This window comes from Curtobacterium pusillum (assembly GCF_013359865.1).
GTDB classification, from domain to species: domain Bacteria; phylum Actinomycetota; class Actinomycetes; order Actinomycetales; family Microbacteriaceae; genus Curtobacterium; species Curtobacterium pusillum.
Genome location: NZ_JABMCE010000060.1, coordinates 15,768 through 39,255 on the forward strand (window position 1 = coordinate 15,768; position 23,488 = coordinate 39,255).

Sequence of the window (23,488 nt, forward strand, 5' to 3'; positions counted from 1 at the left end):
TGTCACCGGCTCCGCGACACCCCGTCGCGGACCCCCACCCACAACCCGTCCCGCGCACGCGTCATCCCCACGTAGAGCTTGCGCCGCCCACGCTCCCGCCGCTCCCGGTCCGACTCGGACGACTCGGCAGGTGCAGCGTCCACCATCCCGCGATCGACGTGCGCGAGCAGCACCTGCTTGAACTCCAGGCCCTTCGCCCGCTTCACCGTGCCGAGCCGCACCGCGTCGGTCGTCCGGCCCGAGTACTCGTCGAGCATGACCACCGGAACGCCGGCAGCGCGCAGGACGGCCCGGACGTCGTCCGCCTGCCGGTTCGTCGCCGTCAGGATGCCCACGTCACCGTGCCCGGTCCCGATCAGCCGCAGGACCTCGCTCAGCCTTGCGAGCATCACCCGGTCGTGCTCGGCGCGGCTCGAGAACCGGTGGAACGCCGGCGCCGGACCGGAGCGGGAGATCGCCGAGACCGTGTCCCCGACGCCGTCCACGCCCTCGATGTCGACGAACTGGTCGTCGGCCACCATCTCCTTCGCGAACTCGAGGATCTCGGCGGTGTTCCGGTGGTTCACGTCGAGCACGACACCGCGCCCGGACAGGCTGATGCCGACCTCACCGAGCGTGTATCCGCCCGGGTAGATCGTCTGCTGGCCGTCCCCGATGAGCGTCAGTCCGTCCGCACGATCACCCACCAGGTGGTGCATCAGCGAGACCATCGCGCACGACAGGTCCTGCGCCTCGTCGACGATCACCGCGTCGTAGCGCTCGAGCGGCACCGCCGCGACGGCGTCGCGCGCGAGCAGGACGATGTCCTCCCAGTCGTGCGCGCGTCGCTCGCGCAGCCCACGCGAGTACGCCTCGTACAGGTCCCAGACCGCCTGCCGCGTCTCCAGCGGGAGCGCGTGCTTGCGCCCGACACGCGCCAGGTCCGCGTACTGCTCGAAGCGCGTCAGGCCGCGCCCCTTGATGACGTGCTTGATCTCGTCCTCCCAGTAGGGGCGGGAGAAACGCGAGGACCGCAATGGACTGGAGGCGCGGATCGCGTTCCACGCGTCGTCGAACGCGAGTCGCGCCTCCAGTCCGGGTGCGCGGAACGCGATCCCGCGTCCCTTCAGGAGGCGCGTCGCGAAGGCGTGGACGCCGACGAAGTCGACGCGGCCGACCATGTCGGGCGCGAGGCGCTCGAGGAGCGACTCGAGGACTCGCGGCAGGGTCTTGATGTAGGTGGTGAAGAGCACGCGGCCGCCGGTCGAGCGTGCGAGGTAGGCGGCGCGGTGCAGGCCGACCACGGTCTTACCGGTGCCGGCGGCGCCGCGGATGCGCGCCGGGCCGTTGAAGCTGCGGCGGACGAGCTTCGCCTGGGCGGGGTCGAGGAAGGCCATCCAGTCCTCGATGGGGGACTCGAGGACGCCGTCGAGGAGCTGGTCCGTGAGCTCGTCGTCCAGCGCGGCGATCGTCGGTGCGGGCGTCGGCGCGGATTCGCGGGGGAGGACCGCTGCGGGGACGACGACCTGCGGCGCCGACGCTGCGTCGTCGCCGATCACCGGGAAGTGCGTGAGCATCGCAGCGAGGACCTCGTCCACGCGGGAGGCCGACAGGCGAGCGCCGCGCTTCGTGATGTGTCCGACGAGGTCGTGCGTGCCGATCACGTCGACGGAGGCGACGCGGGCGTGCATGCGCTTCTGACCGGCGAGGGCTGCGACGGCGTGGACCTCGCCCGGTGCGAGACCGATGTCCGCGAGTGCTGCCTCGGTGCTGTACGCGAGGTCGGCGAGGCGGGCGATGTCGTCGGTGACGTCCTCCTGGCCGCGGGTGATCCGGTCACCGTGGACTGCGACCTCGCGCCAGGCCTTCGTGTCGACGATGAAGATCCCGGCCCGACCGACGACGACCATGTCGACCTGGGCGGTGCGGCTGCCGGGCCAGCGGCGGTCGGCGAGCAGGTGGTAGCCGATGCCGGCGAGTGGGGCGAGGAGCTGCGCCGTCTCGCTCTCGGTGCGCTCGGCGATCTCGAAGCGGGCTGCGCGTTGTTCGGCGTCGTTCGCCTGGCGTCGGAGTTCTTGTGCGTGGCTTCGTTGGCGGCGTGCTTCGACCCCTGCCGATTCCCCGGCGATCGTCATGGTGTTGCCCCTCGGGGAGGTCCTGGTCCTCGGTGCCGCTCGTCGTCCCCGGGACGAGTGGTGTTGAACCATCCTCGTGGGTGAGGCGTTTGAGCGGCAGCACCTGTTCAGGGGTACGCGGGCGGAGTTCCGCATCGATCGTGCGGTTCTGCTTGCCCCTCGGCCGGGGCGTGGAGTTGAGCTGACTTCTGTCCCTAGAATTCCGATGACTGAGGGGACACACATGGACGTGCGCGAGACGACCCTGCAGGAACTGCTCGGAGGACCGAAGCAGTACCTGGTACCGCTGTACCAGCGGCCCTACGCGTGGCAAGGGCGTCAGCGCGATCGTCTCTGGAGTGACATTCTCGAGCTCGCCGAGACGCGTCGGAGCAACCCGGGCACGACACACTTCATGGGTTCCCTCGTGCTCTCGACCGGGGCCATCGTTCCGACCGGTATGGAGTTCTTGGTCGTGGACGGCCAGCAGCGGCTGACGACGCTATCGATCTTGCTGTGTGCATTGCGCGACTACCTCCGGATCCACCAGAAGGACCAGCCGATGCTCGCGGAGAGCATTCATGAGCAGTACATTGCCGATCGATTCAAGCCGGGAGACGGTCGGCTGAAGCTCCTACCGACGCAAGCCGATCGTGACGCATTCCGAGCTGTCGTCGACGGTGCTGTCGGCGCGGACTCGACCTCGGGTGTGGGGCAGGCGTACTCGTTCTTCCGTAGGGCGCTCGAGCTCGCGGACGACCCGGAGGATCCGCACGACATCGAGCGAATTCGGGAGGCTGTCCTCGGTGGTCTGAGTTTCGTGTCGATCACCGCTCGTGACGAGGACAACGTGTACCGGATTTTCGAGTCCCTGAACAACACGGGGCTTCGGCTGACCCAGGGAGACCTCGTCCGGAACTACCTGTTCATGCGCCTCAGTTCCCGCGGCGAGTCTGTGTACTCGTCGTGGTGGCTGCCGATGCAGCAACGTCTGAGCACAGAGGACCTCGAGCTGATCTTCTGGCTCGACGCCGTGGCGGATGAACCGCTGCTGAAGCAGGGAGACATCTACAGCTACCAGCAGTCGCGCCTCGCGAAGATGGACGACGAGCAGATCCTCGCGGAGATCGAGCGGTTCAGCCGGCTGTCCGAACAGCTCGCAGTCATCCGAGAGCCATCGCTCGAGCCCGAGCCAGGGCTTCGTAAGCACCTCCAACGCCTCGCCGAGTGGGGATCGACGACCACAGTGCCTCTCACGCTCCGCCTGCTCGCTCGCCGAGCGGCTGGCACGAGCAGCGCGGACGAGGTAACGGGTGCGCTCGCCGCGATCGAGTCGTACATCGTGCGGCGGACGCTCGGCGGACGCCCCGGACAGGGCTTGAACCGTACGATCTTGCAGGCTTGCGCGGTCATCGACGACGGTCCGGTCGACCAAGTGCTGCTCGACTACTTCTCGACGGGTCGCAAGTACTTCGCGACTGACGCGCAGATCCGTGAATCGATTCGGACGCAGCCGTTCTACCTCCGAGGCCTCCGCACGCAGCAGAAGCTCATCCTCAAGTGGGTGCAGGAATCGCTCAACCCGAAGGAGCCCGTGGATGTCGACAAGTCAACGATCGAGCACATCTTGCCTCAAACCCTGACTCCTGAGTGGCGCACTGCTCTCGAACGGGAACTTGGGGACGACGAGTCCGTCGACGAGGTCCACGAGCAGCTGGTTCACCAGCTCGGAAATCTCACGCTCACCGGGTACAACTCCGAGTTGAGCAACCGGTCGTTCGAATCGAAGCAAACGGACTACTTGAACAGCAGTTACAGCGCGCTCAATCGACGAGTGCTCGAGGCGTCATCCTGGGGCCGCGAGCAGATCCTCGAACGGGATGAATGGTTCGCGGACCGGATCATCGAACAGTGGTCCGGCCCCAACGAGCGTATTGAGCCTGACACGCCGGGCCGGGACTGGTCGCTCGTCCATCAGGCAATCATGGCGATCCCCGCTGGTCGCTGGTCATCGTACGGAGATGTCGCAGCGCTCATCGGCACTCATCCGGTGCCGCTTGGCAATCACCTCAGCAGCGTCCCTGTCGCAGGCGCGCACCGCGTCCTGCAAGGCGGTGGAACCATCTCTCCGGGCTTCCGTTGGCTGGACGCAGATGACGATCGCGACCCGCGAGTCGTTCTCGAAGAAGAGGGCTTGCTGTTCGCGCCGAACGGTGTCGCTGATGAGGCTGCCCGCATATCGACAGCGGGCCTTGCGGAGCTCATCGGACTGGTCGCGGAGGGCCTCGAAGGCACCGACACGACGGACCGCACGTTCCTGGGGCAGCTCTCGTCCGCGAACCCGCCCAGTATCGTCCACGGTGTCACCGCGTTGTTCGACGCCTGGGAGGACCTCGGCGGAAGCGTCGAGTTCGGCTCCAACCGGGAGATAAGCGCGTTCATGACTTCTCCGCGCCGTGTCGGAGCGGAGAAGTCGTACTGGCCGTTCACGGTTTACCCGATCAGCGGCAACGTTGAAGTGGTGTTCCAGTACCTGCGGGACCGACCGCCCTTCGACGAAGTCGAGTTGCGGGAGGCCTTTCGTGCCCGTCTCAATGCAGTGGAAGGAGTCAGCCTTCCGGCCAGCCGCATCGACAAGCGGCCGTCCTTCCCGATCGAGGTGTTCAGGGAGCCGGCTGCACGCGAACAGATCGTCGACGCGCTGCAATGGTTCATCGACCAGCTTCCCGGCGAGGCATCGGCACAGGAGTCGGCAGCATGACGGTGACTGCGCCAGAGCTTGCACGTGAGCTGGGCATCGACGCGAAGCGCCTTCGGGCGTTCCTCCGGCGCACAGCAACGAACCATCGGCTGGGCGAACGATGGGCGATCGATCCTGATCTGGCCGCCCGAGCACGAGAGCACTTCGAACGATGAACGACCCGGATCGAGAGGCAACGATGGACGACCGAATCGAGATCATCAGCGACGGTGGCGGCCTCGCTGTCCTCGGCGAGCCCTCGGCAGTCGAGCAATTCCTCCGCAGTCAGGGGCTGGCCGATGATTCGAGCTCTCCGGCCCAGGACCTCCCAACGGGTGCTCTCGGCAGTCTCGCCCAGCTCACCGCGGACGGGATGGCCAGCTCGGGACGCTGGGTGCAGCTGACCGAGGAGTCCGCCGCGATTGCGCGGAAGTTGCCGCTCATGAAGAACAGCGAAACCGGCCTCATGATGGGAATCGCAACGTCTGGCGGACAGACGAAGCACATCCTGCAGTTCGCTTCGGTCGGCTCGATGCTGAACCCGACCACCATCGCAAGCATCGGCACGATGATGAACCAGATGGCGCTGCAGAAGTCGATCGACCAGCTCGCCGACTACCTCGCCGACATCGACGAGAAGGTCGAGGACGTCCTTCGGAACCAGCAGGACGCGGTCCTCGCCGACATGGTCGGTGTCGACTTCGTCATCGAAGATGCGATGACGGGACGTGCATCGTCCGGACGTGTCGACGAAGCGACGTGGTCGAAGGTGCAGGGGACAGGCGCCACGCTCGCCCGGACGCAGGCGTACGCGCTCCGCCAGCTCGATGGCCTGGCGAACAAGCTTGACAAGAAGATGAAGCTCAGCGAGCTCGCTGACGCCACGGAGGCGATCGAGCCGAAGGTGCGTGAGTGGCTCGCCGTCATCGCGCACTGCCTGCAGCTCCAGGACACGCTCGACGTGCTCGAACTCGACCGGGTGCTCGATGCGGCCCCGGAAGATGCGACCCAGAAGCGCCTCGCTCTCCGCGCCATCCGGGAGAACCGCTTCGAACGGATCACTGGCAGCACGGCTGCACTGATCGGACGGATGGATGCGGCCGTGACGAGGGCCAACACGAAGGTGTTGTTGCAACCCATCCCGGCTCGGGCGGTGGTTCGTGCGAGCAATCAGGTTGGGTCTGCCGTCGGAGAGTTCCACAACCGTGTCGGGTTCGAGCAGGGGCACACGGGGCAGGAAGCGAAGCGGTGGCTGGAGGCGGTCGGTGATTTCCGTGACAAGGCGATCGACGAAAGTACCGACAGTCTCGAGGCTGCGCGGGCGTTCGGATCGTCGGCGCTCGAACGCGCGCGACTGGCGACGGGCAGGGTTGCCGCTGAGATCGCGGAGCGTGCTCTTCGTGAACGGGAAGACGGTGACGGTGCGAAGTCGACGAAGCCGAACGGCGACAGGTAGATCGTTGGTCGTCTGATTGGTCGACTCCAGCGGTGACAGGTCGCAACTGCCGTCGATCAAGCTAGGCAATTGCCGATCGCCATGCCAAAGCGGGGCCGTCCTGCCTGATGCGGGACCTTGACCCGAATGCCCTGGAAGACGTGTGGCGGTACGAGAACCTGCCGCTCCTTGCGGAGCATCACTACGGCGACGGCGTCGATCTGGAGGCGCGGTACGGCCTGGCAGCGTTGCGTCGTCAGGCCGCGCGCTCGTTTGCGGGGGGCGAAGGTGCCGACCCCGCGGATTGACCTGCGGGAGGCGGACCAGCCGAGGCTGCACCGGATGCCGCGCGAGGTCGCGGGGGTTTCGTCGCCGCGCGGATCGCGGACGTCTCTCCGACGTTCGTCGTGGACGAGTACCGAGTCAACGGTGTCCGGAAGGTCGGTGTCGTTCGGATCGCCGGTCATGACGTGTGTATCCGGCCGAAGACCCGGTCCGCCGGCTGAGGACCGGCTCGTCCTGACAGCGGCGACGCCGTTGCTCCGGCTGCCGGGGCGGCGGCTGACGTCGTCGCGCGGCTGCGGCGAGTCGTGCGGCTGATCGACGGGGTGACGGTGAACCCCGTCGGGGCGCCGGTGCCCATGGCCCGCTCGGACCGGCGGAACGCGCACCACTCCGCGGTGCTGCCGATTGTCTCGCTCGGGCTGTCGGGTGCATCGATAAAGCAGCGCGCTGGGTCGCTCGTGGCCGCCGGGTTCCTCGTCGACATGTGGTGGGTGTTCGAGGACCTCATGACCGCCGCGCTGCGCGAAGCGTTTGGGCCGTACGGAGGAGAGCTCGCGGCACAGTACGCGTCAACGCTCCACGTCGAGGGGACGGTGAAGATCGGGACCTCGTGTGGCTCGTCGGCGGGGAAGTTCGGATGTGCATCGACGTGAAGTACAAGGTGGCCAAGCACGGGCAATACCCGCAACACGGACCGCTAACAGATGACTGCGTACTGCCGAAGGTACGGGTTCGGGCTCGGGGACGGGTGGCTCGCGTACGCGGTGGGCGACAGCACTTCGGGTCCCATTGATGAGGTTAAAGGCCCGCACATTCGGCGAGTCGCGCTGTTAGTGGACGCGCCGTGGGACCAGCTTTTGGGGGACCAGTAGGGGCCTTGCCCAACAGGTATCCTCAGGCGCCTTTGATGGGGTCGGCTTCGAAGATTTCTTCTGATTGGTGCGGCGCCGGATATCCGTCCTTGCCCGGCTAGTCAGACGGACGCTTGGTTCGGTCGACATTCCAGCTCGTGGATAACTCTTGGAGGTTGCTCGAAAGAGCCGTGACGAACGCGCTCCATGCCGTGGGGCTGCGGAGATTATTCGGTGTGGGGAACGGCAATTGGACGAGCCATAGTGGGTAGCCCCCTCCAGTGAGACGCTGCAACTCGACCTGACTCGAGCGTGCGCCGTGGCGCGTAGGATAGAGGATCATCGCGATTGACGACCGCTGCTCATTGAGGGAAGCAAGGTGACTGTACGCGAACAGCTGATAGCCGTCCTGCGAGCTCGGTGCCCTCGTGCCGCCGAGTTTGTACTTTGCGTCAGCGACGACCACATGCAGCGATGTCGTGAACATGAAATCTGGATAGGAATCGACGGCCGCCTCAGGTTGTGCGAATCCATCAGCGGTGGGTGCCCAGGGTGTGGGGACGTTCACCCCTTCGCCGGCTTTGGCGTTTCTGCTGACCGCGAGGGTAGGGAAGGCGGCGGTCAGCGCAAGTTCGAGGCACTGTTCCCAGAACTTCTCGGTCGACACGTGAATGGCGATCGCGCCGCTCGAGTCCAGTTGATCCTCCGGCATGACCGCCTGCTGACGGAGCACGGGCAGCGCTGCGTCGATGGTCGGTTCCCAGATACGGTCGAGCGGGCTCAGCCAGAGGTTTTCGGCTACGCGGGCGGCATGTTCCCGATCTAATAGGCGCACTCCAGTCAGATGGCGGAGAAGGTTGACCGCTCGGTTCGGTAAACCTGGACTCAGCGCCACAATCTTCGCAGGCAACCGCTCGCTGGCGATCACTCGGAGAGCGGACGCGACCACCTGGAGTAAGGGCGTGTCGACGGTGAGCTCGTCAAAGGTCGACTCCACCCGAGGCGTGCCCGATTTCATGGAGAACAGCAAGCTGCGCTCGCTCAAACGACCCCGCGGCTGCTCGAGTACTTCTGTCCGCTCGGCGTACTTCGGGCGAGCCCGGAAGATTAGACGTTCCACGGCCTGCAGTAGGCGCTCGTGTGTGAGGAGCCGAAGAAACGACTGTGCGAGGGCGCCCTCGAAGGACAGAGGGCTGTTGGACAGGCTGCCGCGCTCGGCCAGCAATGCGAGATCGAGAAGAGCGCCGAAGGGATCGCTGGAGGTTGCGGCGTCGGTTGGCTCGTGGTCGTGGTCGCGGGTAGCTGCTAGCTCAAGTAGCCCCGCCTGCTCGCTACCGATGTTCACCAGGTTCAAAGCGATCGCGCCCCGTGCCGCATGGGAAGACCGGATCGCGATCTGCTCGGTCTCGTGCAGAACCAGGTGCGTCGTGGAACCCTCGACGTGCACGTACTCACGGGTGGTTTTGGCCCGAGGTGCCCAAGGTTTGGGTAGGACGGTCACGGTGATCCGGCCACCAGCACCATCCGGTAGGACGGCAAAACCCGACCGACTCCCGCGAGGACTGGCTCTGATCCAAAGACGCCCTTCGCTACTCATCGTCGGTGGCATAGGGATCGTCTTCGTTTGTCACTGGCGTGGTGCCGGTTGGTTCCGGAGCGTCAGTGGAATCGGGCGCGGGGCTTGAAGGAACCTCGGAGACGGTGAGCCCGCGTGTCAGCCCATGGCCTTCCTCCTCGATCGTCAGCGACAAGCTGCTGAGGAACGCGTCGAACGTCGCCCATCGGTCGGCGAGATCGCTCGCATTTGCAGTCTCTAGCCAGGCGTTGCGGGTCCGTGTCGTGAGAAGCTCGGTTGCGCCGACTTGCGTTGCTGTGTCGAGAAGCTGCGGCAGGATCGCATATCGCCAAATCATCCATTCGGCATCTTCATCCGCGCTGCGCTGCGTGGTGCCGGTCGCGGCGAGCGAGGCGAGATCGACGACGCCGTAGGAGCGCCCGTTAGGATTGCGCGTGTGCTCGTGCCAGCCGTCAGGAGCAACGCTTACCCCTTCTAGCGCGGCGAGTACCGCGGGGGAGCGGTCGAGCAGCAGGAGCTCGAGGGTGTTGTCGTTCCGACGTAACCAAACGTGCACCTTGTGGTCCAGGAGCAACGACGCTCCAATCGTGCTGAACTTCTCGCCGATAGCGGTTGTGCCTTGGTAGTAGATCTTATAGTTGGGACCGGCGGGGTTAAACCGGACCACGTTGTCGACGTAGCGTTTACCGGCGAAGAGGATCTCAACCTTGTCGTGTGTCCCTCGTGGTGAGCGTTGCGTCGTGGTGCTACCCCCCGAAGACAGCGGGAAGAAGGCATCCACAATGCCCTTGCGCCCGGTGCCCGGCTCGATGTCTGGCAGGTTCAGTTGGTTGTGGCTCCCCCCGTCCAACTTCCTCGCCTCTACCCAGAACACTCCGGTCGCTGCGGAAGCGGATACTGTCTCACGCACCACCGCGAGGGGGTCGTTCGCATCCGCGACCGCTCCCCCTGTTGGGTCTACGCCGAACACATAGCTGTGTCCCAACATGGCGCTCGGGCCAAGGCTCCGGCGAAGCGCTTCGTTGAGGTTCGTCAACTGGTCGATGGAACGCGCGAGACGTTCAGCTGCTTCCGCGCCGTCTGTCTCAATGAGTTTGGCGCGGAGGGCTTCCCCGGCCAGGGGCTCGACGCGGACGAATCCGAACCGGCGTCGCAGAGCCGAATCAATTGGGGCGATCGAGCGGTCGGATGTGTTCATGGTGCCGAGGAGGTAAACGTTGTCGGGCACGGAGAAAAGCTTGCCCGAGTACGGCAGCGTGACCTCCATACCGCCGGCCCACTTGGTGCCGTTCCACGAGGATCGCTTACTCGCCTCCATCGTGAGCAGGAGGTCTCCGAAGACTTTCGGCACGTTCGCGCGATTTAGCTCATCAATCAGGACGAGGTAGTCAGCCCCCGGGTTGCTGATCGCGTCGCTGATGACCTCGCGGAGGAAGCCGTCCCGGCGGACAAACATGCTCTTCGTTTCGTCGTAGCGCAGCCCTTCGACGAACTCTTCGTACGTGGTGCTCGGGTGCAGCGTGATGGCGTAGCGTCCGCGCCCGTTACCGCCGAGCGGTCGACTGGTTTGGGCTTCCCAGCCCGCAGCGACGGCGTCGACGACGTGGCTCTTACCAGTGCCGGGCGGACCTTCCAACACCGCGTTCTTGAACCGACGTAGTACCCGGATCGTCTCGAGTGCCAAATCCATCCGCTCCACCCTTCGTTGTGTGCAACAACCCTATTGGTACTGCGAGGATCTGGGGTGACGAGGACGGTGGGAACTTCTAGCGTTTGGAACGGTGCCGGAGCGAGCGCTCGGCGAGTTCGCGCAATCCAGTTGTTGCATTAGTGGCTGGGGCCAGGACGCTGAAAACGAGGGCGTCGACTTGGCGTAGCGCCTCGCTGCTGGTCTGCGTCCGCAGCGTGCGTCCGAGGGCCGAGAGTTGCTCGATGTCCGCGGCCGCGAGGTCAGGTAACGGCAGGCGTCGTAAGTCGGTGGCCTCGACCTTGAGCGCGCCTCCGCCGAGCACGGTGCAGGATGCCTCGAGATTTGCCCATGTCCAAGCTGAGTTCAGGAGCGCCAGCAAAGCATCGGCAGGAAGCGCGCGTGACTCAACGGGCCAGAGCGAGGCGAAATTTGCGTCAACCACAGCACCGACCGAGTTCGCGTAAGCAGCAGGCTGTCCGCCGCAGACTCGCGGCACGAACACGGCGGGACGGTGCCGGGGTGCGAGCTCGGGGAGTTGGTACCAAAACGCGATTGGCTTCGCGGAGCGGTCGTTGCGTACGTTAGTAGCGACGGCTGTGAGCTCCGGGAAGAGCTTGGAACGATCGCTGTCCGAGAACGGTGTCTTTGCGACTCTGGCAATCCATCTCGCGACGTCGGGCGGCAGGATTCGAGCAGTGTGCGGTGCCGCCAAGCGTTTCGAATCTGCTGCCGTGACCCACCCTTGCAAGTACAAGACGCGTGCGGTGAGCGATGCTTCGTCCGCGACGTCACGTTGTGGACCCAGGTCGCTCTGGCGGCGCACGGCGGGCAGGAGGCATTCGCGGGGGAGCGACAATGCGTTGAGACCCCAGCGGCGGGCTGGCTTTGGACCGTCCTTTTCGGTGACGTAGAAGAAGTCGTTCGCTCCGGTTCGGAGCCCCTGACCCGCACGCCAGCCATAGGACTCGAGCGTTCGTGTCATCGTTCCCGGTACCGCTCCGAGCGCGGCCGCAACCTGTAAGGACACATGGCCAGCCTGGCCTTTCGCCGCCACGAACAGATCACGTTCAACATGGGCACTCAGGCCGGTGGTGACCAATGTGGCGGAGCCGGATGTAATCGCGCGGAGGGCTGCAACCACGTCCCGCTCGGAGGGCATTGAACCGCGAAGTGAGCCGCCGCAGTCGAGCTCCCGTGTCGCCCGTGCCCGGATGACCGACCGGTGCTGGGATTGCGGCCGGGAAGCCCGGTGACGCGCAACCACAAGATGCGTCCGGACCTGGGCATCCTCGAACCAGGAAGCATCTCCGTCCTCGACGATGACTTCCACGTTGAACAGGTCGTCGAGCAGTTCGCGGACGACATGGGCGTAGTTGCGGCTGAGCCAGGCTTGCGGTGCTACGACAGCAAGAACGCCCCCCTCGCGGACGAGCGAAGCACTGAGGATCCAAGCCGGAACAGCGATATCTGCTGTGCCCGGGTATTCGAAAGCGGCACGGAGAAGGCGCGTACGAACCGCAGGGGTAAGCCCGCCGCGCGACTCGATGGCGCGCACGAGGCCGGTTCGCACCGTTTCGCCGGACGGGATTTCGACGCCGTCCACGTCCCGCTTGGCTTGATAGCGGATGTAAGGGGGGTTTGTGATGACCAGGTCGAATTGCTCGGCGGGGAGCTCGGCTGAGAAGGCGTCGGAAAGCAGGAGCTTCGCTCCGGCCACGCCAGTCAGGGCCGCCTTGGCCTCCGCAATCGCTATTGGGTCCAGCTCGACGCCGATCATCCGTTCCGGCATGGCACCGGCCGCGAGGCAGGACACGAGAAGATCTGCAGAACCCACCATCGGGTCGATGATGCTCTTCGCAGACTCGGCGCCGGCGAGCTCGGCTAGGAGGCGCCCGACTCGCTGCCCGGTGAAGTACTGGCCAAGTTGCTTTTTCCGGTCGGCCTCCTTTGGGGCGAGAAGCGTCACTCGCTCGCCTCGAAGTCGTACACGGCTTGTGCGTTCATCGTGATCGGCACGCCGTCGACCATGGCTCGGCCGATGACTTCAGAGAACTGCCGCTGCCGCTCGCGCGGGGTAGCGCCCGGTCGACCGGATCCGGCAACGAGATCCGTCATCGTCGACGTGGCGACCTGACTCAGGGATGTCGGCTGCGAGCGCTTTGTCAGACGCAGCATGGGATCGCCGCTCACGGCGAGATGCCCGTTTACTTGTTTGAAGCTGCCCTGCGTCTTGTCGAGGATGCTCGAGGCGGTGACCGTGAGCCCCGCGTCGTCAAGGCTGGTTGCCAGCGCCCGCCAGACGGATGCCTGCGACGAATGGAATACCAGCGTGGCTTCGGCTGTCGGCTTCATCACCCGCGCCACCTCTGAGAAGACGGACGTGAGGAGCGCCCGGTACTCGTCGACGCCCTTGCCTTGCGCGGGCGAGATGATCGCTTCGTCTTGGGTCTGCGTCGTCTGTCCGAGCCAAAGTTCGTTGACCTGATTGATCTCCGAGTACGGGATATAGGCGCCGAAAGGCGGATCAGTGAAGACATAGTCGATCGAGTCGTCTTCGAGGTGCAGGTCCGCGCTGCTTCCGGTCACCACAGTCGCCTCGCCGTTCAGCCCGTGCAGCAGCTCGAACGCTGCCGCGAAGGTAGAGATCTTGCGTCGCACGCCGGAGAAGACGTTCTTTTCGACGGGCAAGCCGCTGACGTACATGACGCCCGACTGGGCTCCGGTGACGATGAAGTCCGTCGAATTCTTCTTGAGGACCACGCGCGTCATGAGTGTCGAGTGCGCCGCGTTGTACGAAAGCACGAGTAGCTTGAGCGCCTCGCGGAGTTCCTCTTGCTCCCGGTCGATGAGCTGCCAGAGCACCGCCAGCGCCCTGAAATTACGGGCCGTGTAGAGGTGGTGCAGGGAGGCGATGCCCTGGTGGTAGCCATTGCGATGCAGGTCCCCCCAGTGCAGAGCTGTGAGCGGGGCTGATTCGGGGAGTGGGCGCAGTCGAGCCTCCTCTTCATTGTCCGCATCCGCAGGGACGGCAGTTCGGCTCCAGTTGCCGGCTGGGCCGGTGCCGTAAACCTTCCAGGGCACCCGACGACGGCGTGTCAGCGTTTCGCCTGTCCAGGGGTCGAGGACATCTTCAAGGACGCGTGGCCAGTCATCCGGTGAGCCGGTGTGGCCACAGGCGCAGGTGTGCTGGGTATCAAAGCGCAGAGGGTTGTACCGGACGCGAGTGTCCGCGTAGGTGGTCTCTTCGCCGCACTTCGGGCACGCGACGACGTCGCTCCAGATCACCTGGCGAACTGTTCCTGACTCCCCGTCAGGCCCCTCCGAGGCGTAGAGCGACGGCTCGAGATGCTCGGCCGCAGCGACCAGACGACGGGCGGCGGCCGTGAACGCGGTGGGTTCCGGGGCTGCCGTCATCACACGTGTCAGCAGCGTTGCGATTTCCGATAGTTCGTAAACGGTGGCCCTTCGAGCTCCCCACTTTGGTTGCAGGCCTCTCTCAGCGGCCAGGGTGAGCATAAGGTCGGTTGGCCGTTCGCACAGCAGCGCGCCGATTGCCGTCGAGCCGGAGCCACCGAATGTGTCGAGCACGTGGTCGCCCGGCTCCGTGTGGCAAGCGATGAACAGACCGACACTCTCCGCTGAAATCTTCGTCGGATACGAAAAAGCGTTGTAGAGCGCTCCCGATCGGTTCGCCGGGAGGGGTGCTGCATACAGGGCTTCAAGATCGTCTGCGCTCATGACGCCTCCTTGACCTCGGGCGCACGAGAGCGCCCCGTCGGCCGGATCCGGATCTCGTCCCCATCTGGTGTCAGCGCAAATTGAACTTCGCTGCCAGCGTCCAACCCGAGGGCGCGGACGAGTTCTACGGGGATGCAGACCTGACGCACCTTCGTGAGTGCCCGAGGGCCGTACCAGATGGGGGCTTCCGAGGCCATGATGTCATCCTAGCATCGCTAATAGAACTCTTAGCTGCCTCACCAACGCGTCGTGCGAGGTGGCACGATGGAGGTGTGTCCGCGGTGTTGAACGGTAGTAGGAGCGTCCGACAATGGGGGGATGACGCTCGGTTGGTGTGCGTGCTGAGTAACCCTCCTGAGACCGACGGAACGCGGACTCTGGCGCGTGTTGAACTCGCCCGCGAGATCGTCTCGGCCGCAGAGGTGCGTGTGGTCAATCTCTTCTCGGCGGTGACGCACCGTAGCGGTGGGATCTCGATTGCAGGAGCCGAGCCTGACGCTTGGATTGTGGCGCGTCCGACGATTGAACGCGAGCTCCGACAGGCGGATCTTGTCTTGCTTGCCTATGGCTTGAAGTCACCGACGGGTCCAGCCCGGGTCCATCATCGGGTGCAGCTCGCGTGGCTTGACGAGCTGCTCTGCGAACTGGCCCTGCCCGTGTTCGTGGTCGGCGAGGGTCCGCGCCATCCGTCGCGGTGGCAGCGTTGGACGAGCCGTCATCATCCTGGGTTGTCTTTCGCGGAAGCCGTCCGGCGCTCGATGGTGCTCCGGGCGTGAGCGCCCGGGCGAGGTCCGGCGATAAGCGTTCCCGACGGGCTACTCAGGTTGTGCAGCGATGCGATCCTGTAGAAGGCCTCGAGGTCGACTGCGCCCTTCGGGGTGGTCTGTCAATAGGGCCGCGGCGGGCCCGCGACCACCGCCGATGACGTCGCCCGAGCTCTTCGCAGAGTTCATTCGCGAGTGCTGCTCCGGGCAGCTCGATTCGCTCCACCTTCCCGCCGGGGAACTCCCACTGGCCCGCTGCCGGTCGACCGGGGCCCGTGGGAAGGCGAGGACGGTCCCGTCCGCGCGGGTGCGGGCACCTGCAACTTCGATCACGAAGTCCACCCTGCCATGCGCCGTCGTGCAGACCGGGTGATTTCGTTTCGACCGTCGAGCTCCCGCTCGACACTCGGCGCGGCCGTGCATCGGGCTGGCTCCGTGCGTCCACTTCGCTCTCGGGCTGTCCGCCGGTCATGACGTGAGAGCTCGGCGTTGAACCTCGGGCGCACGTGCAAACCTCGTTGCGGGGTCAGAGGCATGCGTTGAGGAACAGGCCGATTCGGAAGGCGGGATGTCGGTGCCCGGCCGGACCCGGCCCGTCGGCTGGCGAACGACTGCCAGAGTCGATGCGGTGGAGGAGGCGCAGTCAAGGATCGTCGCGAAGGAACGCGTCCCGAGCACAACCGGCGCAGTCAACGCGCCGACGACTGCGACGCGGCCGTCCGCAGGCAAGTCGCGGAGCGTGATCCCCACCTCTCCGCAGTACCTCCCCGCCGACGCCAACTGCACGGTCACCGACCCCGTCGGCCTCGGCTGCCCACCGACCTCGGGCAGCGGCAACCCGGCGAACCGCTCGCGCGAGTGCTCCAGCCGGATCATGGCTTCGGCAGCATCAGGGCGGTTCCGATCGGGGACTGCCAGCATCTCGATCACCGCCGGGTGCACGCCCGGCGCCGCAACACCGTCGAGCACGACGACGTCGTCCCTGATGAACGACCCCAGCCTCGCCCATGAGTGATCGGTCAGCGCCGAATCTCCGACGTACACGTCGTCCACACCAGCGTCGACGAGCGCCAGCGCCTGGAACAACGGCGGCATGGTCCGGTGCTCCTCGATGGTCGGCAGACCCTCGCCGAGCGGCCCACGCCGGACGGAGTCGCCCGCGATGAACGCCCCGACCCGCCAGCCGAACGAGCGGGCAACTGCGACCGACGACGCGACCGACGCCAGTGCAAGCCCGGTCCACTCCCGCGGGTAAAAGTTGTGGATGAGCTCGACGTCCAGGTCCGCGAACGGCGCGAGGTCGGCGGCGCGCAGGGTGCTCGCGTTGAGTGCGATCGGCAGCACCGCGGCGATCGCGCGAACCTCCGCGGGAGAGAACCCGAAGTCGATCCGGACCCGGGCCACCCCGATCGACCGCAGGAACTCCCACGGCGAATCACCGAGCAGCCGGGCGGTGTTGGGGGAGACATCGGCGACGACCGCAAGCCCGGACGACGCAGCAGCCGACACGATCGCGGTCGCCGCAGCTCGGGCGCCCGCAGGCGAGTCCTCCGGGATGTGCAACGACGTGAACGCGAGCGTCGCACCCGCCTCCGCCGCAGCCGAGAACGTCGGACCCGCCAGCGCAGCGTGCGCCAGGTACGCGCTCGCGCCCAGCCGCATCAGCGAGCAGCCCCGACGGAATCGACGGGCGTGACCTCGACGTCGAGCGGCGCCGCCGGGGCGACTGGATCGCCGGGCGAGGCCGTCGACTGCGCCTCGAGGTCGGCCTTCACCGACGCGGACACCCCGAACAGCAGCGTCGCCACGAACCCGACGACGTACGCCACGACCAGCCCCGACCCGTATCCGAGCAGCGCCCAGCCGTAGCCGGACGAACCATTGAGGAGCGGGATGAGCGACAGGTCCGACGCCCCGATGGCGATCGCCCCGACCGAGTGCCCGAGCTGGTCGAACAGCCCGACGACGCCGCCACCGAACGCCCCACCGATGCACGCGGTGATGAACGGCCGCCCGAGGGGGAGCGTCACGCCGTAGATGAGGGGCTCGCCGACGCCGAGGAGCCCGGCGGGCAGAGCACCGCGGATCGTGCGGGAGAGCGCCTCGTTGTGACGGAATCGCATCCAGAGCGCGATCGCCGCACCGATCTGCCCCGCACCACCCATCGCCAGCACGGGCAGCAGCACGGTCCACCCCGTCTGGTCGATCAACGTGGTGTGGATCGGGGTGAGCGCCTGGTGCATGCCGGTCATCACGAGCGGCAGGAAGAACCCACCGAGGATGAACCCGGCGAACGCCCCACCGTTGGCGAGGAGCCAGGCGGCCGCGGTGCCGATCGCGACGGAGATGACTCCGGCGACGGACATCAGGACTCCGAGTGTCACCGAGCCGGCGACGAGCACGGTGACGGTCGGCACGACGATGAGCGCGATGACGTCCGGCGTGACCTTCCGCATGAACCGCTCGACGTAGGCGGCGAGGATCCCGCCGGCCATCGCGCCGAGCACACCGCCCTGCCCGGGAGCGAGGGTCTCGCCGAACACGGTGACGTTCGCGACGCCGGCAGCGACGATGATGCCGCCGACCGCGCCACCGAGGATGGGCGTGCCGCCGAACTCCTTCGCGGCGTTCATCCCGACGAACACGGCGAGCAGCGACAGGAAGCCGCTGGACAGCACGGCGAGGAACGGCGTGATGCCCGGCAGCCAGCCGAGGTTCGTCAGGATGCCGTTGATGCCTGCGATGAGGCCACAGGCGATCAGCGCGGGGATGAGCGGGATGAAGATCGCGGAGATGCGACGGATGGCGCGCATGGTCCGCCCGTCGGAGCGGGACCGGGCGGACGCCTTGATCGCGGCACCACGTGCGGCCAGTTCCTCGGGCGACACCGAGGCCGAAGCCGCACCAGCAGGCGTGGCCGAACCCGAACGGAGAGCCTCCAGGTCGACCGCGACCCGGTCGACGAGACCCGGCCCGAGCACGATCTGCAGGTTCGAGCCTGCGGCGATCGCGGCCATGACCCCGTCGATCGCCTGCAGACCCGGCAGGTCGACAGAAGCGGGAGACGAGACCTCGACCCGCAGCCGGGTCATGCAGTTCTCGACGTCGGCGATGTTCGAGGATCCACCGACGGTGTCGAGGATCTGTTGTGCGAGTTGCTGTGCATCGGTCATTGATGGTGCTCCTCGGGGGAAAGGAATCGGGCTTGCAGGGGAAGGGAGCTAGAGCACGGCGCGCAGGGAGCCGCCAGCGGCGTCCAGGCGCGCCCGGACGTCACCGGCTGATGCCCCGGTGAGGATCATCGCGATGGCGGTCTTCACCTCGCCGTCGGCCTCGTCGAGAGCAGCGGACACCTCGGAGTCGGGGGCGCCGGTCACGTCTTGCACGAGTGAGAACGCCCGCGCGACGAGCTTCGCGTTCGTCGCACGCACGTCGACCATGCGGTTGCCGTACGTCTTGTTGCTGCGCACCATCGCGAGGGTGGTGAGCATGTTGAGCACGAGCTTCTGCGCGGTTCCCGCCTTCAGGCGGGTGGACCCGGCGATGAACTCGGGACCGACGACGACGTCGATGGCGATGTCCGCCTCCCGCCCCGCGGCCGACCCGGCGTTGCACGCGACGGAGACCGACAGGGCGGAGCGGCGCCGCGCCTCCAGGATGGCTGCGATCACGTAGGGGGTCCTGCCGGACGCGCTGATCCCGACGACCACGTCGTCGGCCGTCAGGTCGAGCGCGTCGAGGTCGCGGACAGCGGCTTCCTCGTCGTCCTCGGCGCCCTCGACGGCGGTGGTGAGCGCGACCTGACCGCCGGCGATCAGACCGACCACCTGCGCGGGGTCGGTACCGAAGGTGGGTGGGCACTCGCTGGCGTCGAGGACGCCGAGTCGTCCCGGTGTGCCTGCGCCGACGTAGACGAGTCTGCCGCCGCGCGCGAAGGCGGCTGCGATCTGGTCGGCGGCGAGGGCGATGGCCGGGAGGCACGGCTCGAGTGCCGCAGGCACGCTGCGGTCGAGCGCGTTCATGCGCTGGGCAGCCTCGAGGGTGGTGACCCGGTCGATGTCGTCCAGGCTCGGGTCGGTCATCTCCGTGGTGAGGCCTGCGAGTTCGTCGCGCAGGTCGTCGTGGTGCAGCTGGTCGTGGTGCATGGTGCTCGTTTCAGGAACGGTGGTGCGTGCGGACCGCGTGGCGGCTGCGGGCGAGGAGTGGTCGGGAGCGTTCGTCGGTGCGCTGGGCGACGACGATGAACAGGGCGTCGACGATGGCGAGTTGGCTCATCCGGCTGCCCATCGCTGCGGGGCGGAGGTCGCTCTCGGCGCCGGCGACACCGAGCAGGACGTGGTCAGTGTGGTGGACGAGCGGCGAGGCGGCATGGCCGGTGATCGCGACGACGGTGGCGCCGTTCTCGTGGGCGAGTGCCGCCACTTCGAGTGCCTCGGTCGTCGTGCCGGAGTGGCTCGTGATCACCAGGACGTCGTTCGGCCCGAGGACGCTCGCCAGGGTGAGGGCGTTGTGCGGGTCGTCGGCGATCGAGCTCGCGATGCCGATGCGCTCGAGCTTGAGGTGCAGGTCGCGGGCGACGATGCCGCTCGCGCCGACGCCGTAGAGGGCGACCCGGCGGGCGTCGCTGATCGCTGCCGCGGCGGCCTCGAGGGCGTGCGGGTCGAGCGTGGCGCGGGTGTCGCTCATCACGGCGCGGACGTCCTCGGTGACCTTCGCGATCACGGTGGCGACGTCGTCATCGACCCCGACGCCGGCGTGGATCTCGGTCTCGCGCCGCTCGTGGATGCCCCGCTCGACGGCCCGGGTCATGCTGCGCTGGAGTGCGGCGAAGTTCGCGAACCCGAGGTGCTGGGCGAAACGGGAGACGGTGGCGGGGGAGACCCCGGCGCGTCCGGCGAGCTCGGCGGCACTGGTCGTCGCAGCGGTCGCGGGGTCATCGAGGACGGCGTCGGCGATGGCGCGCATGCTTGTCGGCATCGTGCGGGACTGGGTCCGGACGAGGGCGAACGCGTCGGCGCGGTCGGTGCGGTCGGTGATCGTCATGCGCCCCATGAAAGCGCATTGCAGGCTGCGGCACCAGAGCTGCAAGTTACTTTCGTGTTTCGTCGGTTGCGGTCTGGGCGCTTGGTGAGCATCGCCGCCGGCACTCGGACCACCCTTTGGGCGTACGGCACGGCGTGGAGGCGTGACCCACCTCGACGACGCACCGCGCCCTGACGAGGCGATTCGTTCCTCCAGTCCGGGTCTCGCCGTCAGACCTCCGCAGCAGCAATACGCTGGTGCCGTGCTGCCCTCGATCACCGTCCTCTGGTCCTTCGCGCTCGTCGTCGCCGTGCTCACCGTGACGCCGGGCCTCGACACGGCGCTGGTGCTGCGGAGTGCCGCGCTCGGCGGTCGGCGGCGCGCCTGGGGCGTGATCGCGGGCATCCAGACCGGGACGATGGCCTGGGGTGTGCTCGCGGCGGCCGGGGTGAGTGCGATCCTGATCGCTTCGGAGGTCGCCTACGACGTGCTCCGCTTCGTCGGGGCCGCCTACCTCGTGTACATCGGCGGGCGGATGCTGTGGTCCGCGATCCGGGGGAACACCTCCCACGGGGCCGAGCAGCCGACGACGGGGACGACGGACTCGTTCCTCGGCGGGTGGCGGCAGGGCACGATGACGAACCTGCTCAACCCGAAGATGGGCGCGTTCTATGTTGCGCTCCTCCCGCAGTTCATCCCCGCGGGAGCGCCGCAGATCACGTGGGGCATCGCACTCGCCGGGGTGCACGTCGTGCTCGGCGCGGTGTGGCTCACGCTGCTGACCCTCGTGGCGCAGCGGTTCCGGGCGTGGCTGTCGAAGCGGCGCGTGGCGCGCACGATCGACGGTGTAGCCGGGATTGCGATCGTCGGGTTCGGGGCGCGGATCGCGCTCGAGGGCACGTCGCGCTGACGGGTGCTGCTCACCGGCGCGTCCGGTGCCGTGCCGGGCGCGGTGCGCTGCCTCGGCGGAAGGCGCTGCCGCCGGTGCACGAAGTCCCTCCTCCGGGGGTGTGAACCATGAGCGCCCGGCACCGGCTGTCGGCCGGCGCGGGGCACCCGCTAGGGCGGCGTGGGTCAGTTGTGACGACTACGGCGGCGTCGGATCGCGGCGCCGGTGTAGACGATCGCTACGAACAGCGCGACGGCGGCGACAGCGTTGCTGATCCACAGGCCTGCGGTTCCCGGGGCGGTCGCGAGGACTGCGCCGAAGGCCACGAGGGCCACACTGACGACGAGTGCGAACGGGACGCTGACGACGATGCTGCGCATGGTGTTCTCTCCTGCTCTTCCTCGTCTCAGGTGCGGGGCTTTGGGAGGAGCTTCGTGAGGGTGCCCTGCAGGACGAGGAGCAGCACCCAGTAGAGCCCGACCGACGGGAAGATCATCGCGAGCACGAGAGCCAGTGCGAGCAGCCCGGCGGCGATCGGACCCCTGCGCCAGTCGCCGAGCGGTGTCGACAGGAGCTCCGGGGATCGCCGGAGTTCGCGCTCGATGGCGGTCAGGGTCACGCTCGTGACGACCATGCTCCCGAGGTACAGCGCGTAGGACACCCGGTCACCGTTCGCGCTGGTGTTCAGCAGGTTGGTGGCGAACGGCAGGAACACGATGCTGACGAGCCAGACGAAGTTCAGCCGCATCAGCCGCAGGTTGTAGGAGCGGACGTGCTCGAACACCTGGTGGTGCAGCGTCCAGAAACGCGCGATGACCCAGAACGTGACGAAGAACTCCACGAGCGAGGGCCAGTGGTTCCGCAGCAGGTCGCCCGCGCTCTCGCCGCGGGTGAGCTCACCGGCGATGTCGACCAGCGGGAGGATGAGGAGCGTGATCGCGATGGCGACGGTCGCGTCGGAGAAGTTCACGAGACGGTCGAGGCCGCGCTCGGTCCGTGCCTGCTCGGTCATGGCCCGAGTCTAGGGACCACGGCGGCTCTAGCATCGGGAGGATGAGCGACGACGTGACGCCCGGCCGGTACCGCCACTTCAAGGGCGGGGAGTACGAGGTGGTGCTCGTCGCGCGGGACGTCGAGACCGAGGAGCCGGTGGTCGTCTACCAGGCGCTGTACGGGGATCGGGGGCACTGGGTGCGGTCGCTCGAGGACTTCACGGCACACGTGTCCCGCGACGGGTACGAGGGGCCGCGGTTCACTTCGATCAAGTGAGGTGGTCAGCCGCTTCGAGAGGGCTGCTTCACGGGGCCCGGTGCCAGTCCCGTCGCTCGTCACCGCCAGTCACCACCACATCGCTATTCAGGAGGTGCACACCCGCCGCAGCTGAGCCGACCGCGCTGGACTGAGGGGCCCGCCCTCTGTGAGCGGGCCCCTCAGGTCAGTCGCGCCCCCGGCGCTTGGTGGTGCAGACGAGCAAGCAGATCACGGCGATGATCGCCGCTGTCACCACGATGCTCAGGACGGTGCCCGCGATGTCCCAGCCCACCGGGATGAGCGGATTCTGCGTCTCAGCAATGGCCGAAGTCACGTCAGGCATCCTCAATTGTTCTGCGCCCATGTGGACGTTCCGCGAACGTTGAACTGCAGCCAGTAGTCCCGCGAACCAGCCCCGTGGTTCGAAGTCCAGGTCCATCGTCCTGTGACAACCGCAGGGCTCGATCCGCTCTGGGTGGTCCGCGAGGTGACCATTTGCTTCTTCGAGATGTTCCCGAGGTAGCCCCTGGTGACCATGGCGCTGGCACTCGAGCGACTGACGATCGACGAAGGGCCGCCCTGCACCACGCGGTACGTCACCGTGTAGGCGGCCGAGGCCACGACGACGTTGGTCGAGACGTTGCAGAAGCGCCTGGAGTCGTAGTGCGTCTGCGAGAGGATCTTGCAGCCGCTGAGGGATGCCCGTGCACCTCCGGCGGTGGGGAGTTCGACCTCGGTGACACTGATGGAACCGTCAGCGAACCGCGCCACCGTCTCCTCGGTTCCTGACCGAATCGTCGATTCGGTCGCGATCGGGGTCTTGCCCTCGAGAGAATCCCACGTACCGCCGGAAGTCAGTTCGTCGAGGAGTCTGTCCTGCGTTGAAGCCGGCACATCGTAGGTGTTCCAGGTGTCACGCATGGTCGCTTCGTCTGCGTTCGTGTTCGCACTGGCCGGACCAGCGGCGACGAGGCACGAGGCGACGGCGGCGAAGCAAGCGGTCAGCGCGGTGGCGGCGCGGGGCGTGCGGTAGGACATCGGCGTCCCCTTCTTTGTGATGGGTTACCGTTGAAATGTTGCTGGCAGTGTCAGCATCTCGCGGTTGAAGGCGTCACGCAACCCCGACGTGCCACGAGGAGATCGGGGTGGGGCGC

Annotated in this window: 22 protein-coding genes; 6 read left to right on the forward strand and 16 right to left on the reverse strand. The window is 66.8% G+C overall.

What is annotated here, in order from left to right; translation table 11 throughout:
* Positions 1-2: 2 nt before the first annotated feature.
* On the reverse strand, positions 3-2,114 hold the full coding sequence (locus HP507_RS04650) for a nuclease-related domain-containing DEAD/DEAH box helicase (protein ID WP_175350682.1): 2,112 nt from the start codon (positions 2,112-2,114) through the stop codon (positions 3-5).
* Between the two features lie 223 nt (positions 2,115-2,337).
* Here HP507_RS04650 and HP507_RS04655 point away from each other — a divergent pair, with 223 nt between their 5' ends.
* Positions 2,338-4,854, forward strand: a complete 2,517-nt coding sequence (locus HP507_RS04655) for a GmrSD restriction endonuclease domain-containing protein (RefSeq protein WP_175350683.1) — start codon at positions 2,338-2,340, stop codon at positions 4,852-4,854.
* A 151-nt stretch (positions 4,855-5,005) separates the two neighbouring features.
* Complete coding sequence (locus HP507_RS04660) at positions 5,006-6,289, forward strand: hypothetical protein (RefSeq protein WP_217508497.1); 1,284 nt, start codon at positions 5,006-5,008, stop codon at positions 6,287-6,289.
* 56 nt (positions 6,290-6,345) lie between these two features.
* Here the strand turns inward: HP507_RS04660 and HP507_RS04665 are convergent, their stop codons facing one another.
* Positions 6,346-6,735 (reverse strand): hypothetical protein, encoded by a 390-nt coding sequence (locus tag HP507_RS04665; RefSeq protein ID WP_175350684.1) that lies wholly within the window; start codon positions 6,733-6,735, stop codon positions 6,346-6,348.
* A gap of 111 nt (positions 6,736-6,846) precedes the next feature.
* On the opposite strand from HP507_RS04665, the gene HP507_RS04670 reads away from it, so the two are divergent.
* On the forward strand, positions 6,847-7,206 hold the full coding sequence (locus HP507_RS04670) for a 5-methylcytosine restriction system specificity protein McrC (RefSeq protein WP_271207120.1): 360 nt from the start codon (positions 6,847-6,849) through the stop codon (positions 7,204-7,206).
* A gap of 316 nt (positions 7,207-7,522) precedes the next feature.
* Here the strand turns inward: HP507_RS04670 and HP507_RS04675 are convergent, their stop codons facing one another.
* From HP507_RS04675 to HP507_RS18515, 5 genes are all read right to left on the reverse strand, one after another.
* The gene (locus tag HP507_RS04675) at positions 7,523-8,905 is read right to left on the reverse strand and encodes a 5-methylcytosine restriction system specificity protein McrC (protein WP_175350686.1); all 1,383 of its coding nucleotides are present in this window, start codon (positions 8,903-8,905) and stop codon (positions 7,523-7,525) included.
* 88 nt (positions 8,906-8,993) lie between these two features.
* Positions 8,994-10,670 carry an McrB family protein gene (locus HP507_RS04680; RefSeq protein ID WP_175350687.1) on the reverse strand — a complete coding sequence of 559 codons (1,677 nt, stop codon included), beginning with the start codon at positions 10,668-10,670 and terminating at the stop codon, positions 8,994-8,996.
* 76 nt (positions 10,671-10,746) lie between these two features.
* Complete coding sequence (locus tag HP507_RS04685) at positions 10,747-12,636, reverse strand: N-6 DNA methylase (RefSeq protein ID WP_175350688.1); 1,890 nt, start codon at positions 12,634-12,636, stop codon at positions 10,747-10,749.
* Positions 12,633-14,408, reverse strand: coding sequence for a DNA methyltransferase (locus HP507_RS04690; RefSeq protein ID WP_175350689.1), 1,776 nt, complete (start codon positions 14,406-14,408; stop codon positions 12,633-12,635). The genes HP507_RS04685 and HP507_RS04690 overlap by 4 nt, the downstream gene beginning before the upstream one ends.
* Positions 14,405-14,605 (reverse strand): AbrB/MazE/SpoVT family DNA-binding domain-containing protein, encoded by a 201-nt coding sequence (locus HP507_RS18515; protein WP_376984139.1) that lies wholly within the window; start codon positions 14,603-14,605, stop codon positions 14,405-14,407. Before HP507_RS18515 ends, HP507_RS04690 begins: the two co-directional genes overlap by 4 nt.
* Positions 14,606-14,740: 135 nt before the next feature.
* Here HP507_RS18515 and HP507_RS04695 point away from each other — a divergent pair, with 135 nt between their 5' ends.
* A complete protein-coding gene (locus HP507_RS04695) occupies positions 14,741-15,184 on the forward strand; it encodes a DUF1643 domain-containing protein (RefSeq protein WP_175350690.1) in 444 nt (147 codons plus the stop codon).
* A gap of 43 nt (positions 15,185-15,227) precedes the next feature.
* Here the strand turns inward: HP507_RS04695 and HP507_RS18320 are convergent, their stop codons facing one another.
* The 5 genes from HP507_RS18320 to HP507_RS04720 are packed head-to-tail and all read right to left on the reverse strand — an operon-like array spanning position 15,228 to position 20,215.
* Positions 15,228-15,644, reverse strand: coding sequence for an NUDIX domain-containing protein (locus tag HP507_RS18320; RefSeq protein ID WP_175350691.1), 417 nt, complete (start codon positions 15,642-15,644; stop codon positions 15,228-15,230).
* Complete coding sequence (locus HP507_RS04705; RefSeq protein ID WP_175350692.1) at positions 15,641-16,834, reverse strand: MupG family TIM beta-alpha barrel fold protein; 1,194 nt, start codon at positions 16,832-16,834, stop codon at positions 15,641-15,643. Before HP507_RS04705 ends, HP507_RS18320 begins: the two co-directional genes overlap by 4 nt.
* A complete protein-coding gene (locus HP507_RS04710; protein ID WP_175350693.1) occupies positions 16,834-18,345 on the reverse strand; it encodes a PTS transporter subunit EIIC in 1,512 nt (503 codons plus the stop codon). The genes HP507_RS04705 and HP507_RS04710 overlap by 1 nt, the downstream gene beginning before the upstream one ends.
* Before the next feature lie 48 nt (positions 18,346-18,393).
* Entirely contained in the window at positions 18,394-19,317 is a 924-nt protein-coding gene (gene murQ / locus HP507_RS04715) for an N-acetylmuramic acid 6-phosphate etherase (protein ID WP_175350694.1), read from the reverse strand.
* Between the two features lie 10 nt (positions 19,318-19,327).
* Entirely contained in the window at positions 19,328-20,215 is an 888-nt protein-coding gene (locus tag HP507_RS04720) for a MurR/RpiR family transcriptional regulator (RefSeq protein ID WP_175350695.1), read from the reverse strand.
* Between the two features lie 241 nt (positions 20,216-20,456).
* Between HP507_RS04720 and HP507_RS04725 the strand changes: the two genes are divergently transcribed.
* Entirely contained in the window at positions 20,457-21,104 is a 648-nt protein-coding gene (locus HP507_RS04725) for a LysE family translocator (protein WP_217508498.1), read from the forward strand.
* 164 nt (positions 21,105-21,268) lie between these two features.
* Here the strand turns inward: HP507_RS04725 and HP507_RS04730 are convergent, their stop codons facing one another.
* Positions 21,269-21,463 carry a DUF308 domain-containing protein gene (locus tag HP507_RS04730; RefSeq protein WP_175350696.1) on the reverse strand — a complete coding sequence of 65 codons (195 nt, stop codon included), beginning with the start codon at positions 21,461-21,463 and terminating at the stop codon, positions 21,269-21,271.
* Positions 21,464-21,489: 26 nt separating this feature from the next.
* A complete protein-coding gene (locus HP507_RS04735; protein ID WP_175350697.1) occupies positions 21,490-22,095 on the reverse strand; it encodes a TMEM175 family protein in 606 nt (201 codons plus the stop codon).
* A 41-nt stretch (positions 22,096-22,136) separates the two neighbouring features.
* Here HP507_RS04735 and HP507_RS04740 point away from each other — a divergent pair, with 41 nt between their 5' ends.
* Complete coding sequence (locus HP507_RS04740) at positions 22,137-22,352, forward strand: DUF1653 domain-containing protein (RefSeq protein WP_175350698.1); 216 nt, start codon at positions 22,137-22,139, stop codon at positions 22,350-22,352.
* A 166-nt stretch (positions 22,353-22,518) separates the two neighbouring features.
* Here HP507_RS04740 and HP507_RS04745 read toward each other — a convergent pair whose 3' ends face one another.
* Together HP507_RS04745 and HP507_RS04750 are read right to left on the reverse strand one after the other, a co-directional pair.
* On the reverse strand, positions 22,519-22,677 hold the full coding sequence (locus tag HP507_RS04745; protein WP_175350699.1) for a hypothetical protein: 159 nt from the start codon (positions 22,675-22,677) through the stop codon (positions 22,519-22,521).
* Positions 22,678-22,679: 2 nt separating this feature from the next.
* Positions 22,680-23,372 carry a hypothetical protein gene (locus HP507_RS04750; protein WP_175350700.1) on the reverse strand — a complete coding sequence of 231 codons (693 nt, stop codon included), beginning with the start codon at positions 23,370-23,372 and terminating at the stop codon, positions 22,680-22,682.
* Positions 23,373-23,488 lie beyond the last annotated feature (116 nt).

Excerpts from the sequence above, each read along its gene's own strand:
- HP507_RS04650 (WP_175350682.1), bottom strand. The coding sequence starts at position 2,114 with ATGACGATCGCCGGGGAATCGGCAGGGGTCGAAGCACGCCGCCAACGA.
- HP507_RS04655 (WP_175350683.1), top strand. The coding sequence starts at position 2,338 with ATGGACGTGCGCGAGACGACCCTGCAGGAACTGCTCGGAGGACCGAAG.
- HP507_RS04660 (WP_217508497.1), top strand. The coding sequence starts at position 5,006 with ATGAACGACCCGGATCGAGAGGCAACGATGGACGACCGAATCGAGATC.
- HP507_RS04665 (WP_175350684.1), bottom strand. The coding sequence starts at position 6,735 with ATGACCGGCGATCCGAACGACACCGACCTTCCGGACACCGTTGACTCG.
- HP507_RS04680 (WP_175350687.1), bottom strand. The coding sequence starts at position 10,670 with ATGGATTTGGCACTCGAGACGATCCGGGTACTACGTCGGTTCAAGAAC.
- HP507_RS04690 (WP_175350689.1), bottom strand. The coding sequence starts at position 14,408 with ATGAGCGCAGACGATCTTGAAGCCCTGTATGCAGCACCCCTCCCGGCG.
- HP507_RS18515 (WP_376984139.1), bottom strand. The coding sequence starts at position 14,605 with ATGGCCTCGGAAGCCCCCATCTGGTACGGCCCTCGGGCACTCACGAAG.
- HP507_RS18320 (WP_175350691.1), bottom strand. The coding sequence starts at position 15,644 with ATGACCGGCGGACAGCCCGAGAGCGAAGTGGACGCACGGAGCCAGCCC.
- HP507_RS04705 (WP_175350692.1), bottom strand. The coding sequence starts at position 16,834 with ATGCGGCTGGGCGCGAGCGCGTACCTGGCGCACGCTGCGCTGGCGGGT.
- HP507_RS04710 (WP_175350693.1), bottom strand. The coding sequence starts at position 18,345 with ATGACCGATGCACAGCAACTCGCACAACAGATCCTCGACACCGTCGGT.
- murQ (WP_175350694.1), bottom strand. The coding sequence starts at position 19,317 with ATGCACCACGACCAGCTGCACCACGACGACCTGCGCGACGAACTCGCA.
- HP507_RS04720 (WP_175350695.1), bottom strand. The coding sequence starts at position 20,215 with ATGACGATCACCGACCGCACCGACCGCGCCGACGCGTTCGCCCTCGTC.
- HP507_RS04730 (WP_175350696.1), bottom strand. The coding sequence starts at position 21,463 with ATGCGCAGCATCGTCGTCAGCGTCCCGTTCGCACTCGTCGTCAGTGTG.
- HP507_RS04735 (WP_175350697.1), bottom strand. The coding sequence starts at position 22,095 with ATGACCGAGCAGGCACGGACCGAGCGCGGCCTCGACCGTCTCGTGAAC.
- HP507_RS04740 (WP_175350698.1), top strand. The coding sequence starts at position 22,137 with ATGAGCGACGACGTGACGCCCGGCCGGTACCGCCACTTCAAGGGCGGG.
- HP507_RS04745 (WP_175350699.1), bottom strand. The coding sequence starts at position 22,677 with ATGCCTGACGTGACTTCGGCCATTGCTGAGACGCAGAATCCGCTCATC.
- HP507_RS04750 (WP_175350700.1), bottom strand. The coding sequence starts at position 23,372 with ATGTCCTACCGCACGCCCCGCGCCGCCACCGCGCTGACCGCTTGCTTC.